This window comes from Herbaspirillum sp. VT-16-41, from assembly GCF_001994935.1.
Classification (GTDB): Bacteria; Pseudomonadota; Gammaproteobacteria; order Burkholderiales; family Burkholderiaceae_D; genus Herbaspirillum; species Herbaspirillum frisingense.
The window spans coordinates 1-2,711 of the sequence record NZ_MUXB01000126.1; the positions used below are offsets into that span (position 1 = coordinate 1).

General features: G+C 52.5%; 2 protein-coding genes and 1 pseudogene. 1 reads left to right on the plus strand and 2 read right to left on the minus strand.

The window, feature by feature from the left end; all coding sequences use genetic code 11:
* Nucleotides 1–627 precede the first annotated feature (627 nt).
* A complete protein-coding gene (locus tag BTM36_RS19665; protein ID WP_217349601.1) occupies nucleotides 628–1,215 on the plus strand; it encodes a cation diffusion facilitator family transporter in 588 nt (195 codons plus the stop codon).
* On the opposite strand, the gene BTM36_RS29810 is transcribed toward BTM36_RS19665, so the two are convergent.
* Together BTM36_RS29810 and BTM36_RS19680 are read right to left on the minus strand one after the other, a co-directional pair.
* Nucleotides 1,212–1,349, minus strand: a complete 138-nt coding sequence (locus BTM36_RS29810) for a PspC domain-containing protein (RefSeq protein WP_077237624.1) — start codon at nucleotides 1,347–1,349, stop codon at nucleotides 1,212–1,214. The two genes, BTM36_RS19665 and BTM36_RS29810, sit on opposite strands and share 4 nt — an antisense overlap.
* A 637-nt stretch (nucleotides 1,350–1,986) precedes the next feature.
* Nucleotides 1,987–2,709: pseudogene (locus BTM36_RS19680) on the minus strand (ABC transporter ATP-binding protein); the annotation flags it as partial.
* Nucleotides 2,710–2,711 lie beyond the last annotated feature (2 nt).

Below are 2,711 nucleotides of genomic sequence, written 5' to 3' on the forward strand. Positions count from 1 at the left end.
CTAGGGCTGTGAACAGGCCCTAACACCACCTCCACCCGTTCGGACTGAGTAGCGGCAGCGCCGCGTATCGAAGACGCAGAGGTAGCCGCGCCTTCGATACGCCGCTGCGCGGCTACTCAGTCCGAACGGTTTTCTTATGGTTTCCGGAAAAACGAATGCCGAAGAGAAGGCTACCAACGACCAGATCTGTACCTGCGTCTCACGCGCCAAATCGGGAATGCTGGTGCTCGACCTTTGAGACGGAACTAGGGCTGTGAACAGGCCCTAACACCACCTCCACCCGTTCGGACTGAGTAGCGGCAGCGCCGCGTATCGAAGACGCAGAGGTAGCCGCGCCTTCGATACGCCGCTGCGCGGCTACTCAGTCCGAACGGTTTTCTTATGGTTTCCGGAAAAACGAATGCCGAAGAGAAGGCTACCAACGACCAGATCTGTACCTGCGTCTCACGCGCCAAATCGGGAATGCTGGTGCTCGACCTTTGAGACGGAACTAGGGCTGTGAACAGGCCCTAACACCGTCCTTTACAGGAATAAATCTCACCAATTATTATATTTTCGCCACAGAACGTGTCCGGGAAGGATAGTCTGTTTAGTATTAACTGTTGATGCTGTTATAAGGAGTTTCTGATGCAGGTAAACAAATTTACGGATGATATTGATATTAGTTCTCATGAGCGTTTCATCGCGGCCCGTAAAAGTACGTGGGTTAGTGTGCTTGTTAATTGTTTTCTGACATCCGGGCAGGTTATTACTGGTATATTTTCTGGATCTCAGGGACTTATCGCGGATGGTATTCATTCCCTGTCTGATTTAGTCTCAGACTTTGTTGTACTCATTGCAAACCATAAAAGTAAAAAAAATCCCGATGATGACCATCACTACGGTCATCATCGTTATGAAAATGGTGCATCATTAATTCTGGGGACAATTTTATTTATTGTTGGCATCGGCATGTTATGGTCAGCAGTAAATAAAATGAAACAACCAGATGATATTCCTCAGGTACATATTGTTGCTCTGTGGGTGGCTTTAGCCGCACTGGTTATCAAAGAGCTTCTTTTTCGCTATATGCTTGCCGTAGCAACCCGAGTAAAATCCACTATGCTGGTCGCTAATGCCTGGCATGCACGCTCTGATGCCGCTTCGTCTTTGGTTGTGGCTATTGGTATTTACATGAGCAGGCTCACAGCAAGCATTACCGCAAGGATTAACTAAATAACAAAATTAACAGGTAGAAACATAAAATGGAGCCTTACTCCCAATGAAGAAATACCAAAATAATCGGCAATTCCCCCACATACTCCAACCACTCCCCTATCCGTTGATGATTTTCTTAGTTTATTATTCAACGCTACTCCCCCCTTAATATATTTTTTAAAGAAACCTACTCTACTATAGTTCTACGTATCTCTAATTAAAATGTTTCATTGCACTAACCCGCCCAATAGCTTAAGAATAAGTCTTCACAAACCCGTTATTATTCTAACATAAATATTCAGAAATTCTTTTGCTTTACAGGAATTAACATAGCTAATAACGCCCTTTTGATAGAAACACTAATATCTTATCAAAACCAAAAAATAGCCCTACCATTTAGGTGCAGGCCGCGAGGGCTGTGATGCCCACCGCGGAGAGTGCGAGACCCCGACGCGTCGGCAGCGGTACGGGGCCACGGGAGCCGGCTGAGCGATTCAGGTGCGTCATGGTCTCCCTCGAATCTGCTGAAACTCATCTGCGTCCGGGTCGGCGTCGTCGTCCTCGATCCACACATCGGTCCAGCCGATGTCGCTCTCGTCCCGGGGGCGGTAGGTGCCGCGGGTGGTGAGCTGATCGGCCACGTCCTCCAGCTCGATCTCCTGGGGGTCGTGAACCTTCTCGCCCTTGTGGGGCACCGGGCAGGTCCAGAAGTACGGGCAGCCGGGGCAGCCGGCCGTCTCGTCGTCGGGCGCGGCTTCGCGCTGCATCTGCACGCCGTCCATCTGCTGCACCCTCACCCAGGTAAGCCGCCTTGACCCGCGGATCATCCAGCATCTGCTTGGCCTCACCTTCCATGGTGATCAGGCCGGACTCCATCACGTAACCGCGATGCGCCGCCTCCAGCGCCAGCTTGGCGTTCTGTTCCACCAGCAGGATGGTGATGCCCTGGGCCGACACATTGCGGATCACTTCAAAGATCTTCTCCACCATGATCGGCGACAGGCCCATCGAGGGCTCGTCCAGCAACAGCAGCTTGGGGTGACTCATCAGCGCGCGTGCCATGGCCAGCATCTGCTGTTCGCCACCCGACAAGGTACCGGCCATCTGCGCGGCACGTTCCTTCAATCGGGGGAAGACCTCGAACCAGCGGTCGATGTCGGCCTGGATCTGGCCCTTGTCATTGCTGGTGTAGGCGCCCATCAGCAGGTTTTCCTGGATGCTCATGCGGGTGAAGACGCCCCGCCCTTCCGGCACCATCGCCAGCTTGTCCTTGACCAGCTCGAAGGACTTCTTGCCCTTGAGCGGATTACCCATGTAGTACACGTGGCCATCTACCTTGCTGCTGGGTAGCGTGCCGGTGATGGCTTTCAGGGTGGTGGTCTTGCCGGCGCCGTTGGCACCGATCAGGGTCACCAGTTCGCCTTCGTTGACTTCCAGCGCAATGCCCTTGACGGCCTGGATGCCGCCATAGGCCACGCTCAGTTGTTCGACTTTGAGGATGTTCGTTGTCATGT

Excerpts from the sequence above, each read along its gene's own strand:
- BTM36_RS19665 (WP_217349601.1), top strand. The coding sequence starts at position 628 with ATGCAGGTAAACAAATTTACGGATGATATTGATATTAGTTCTCATGAG.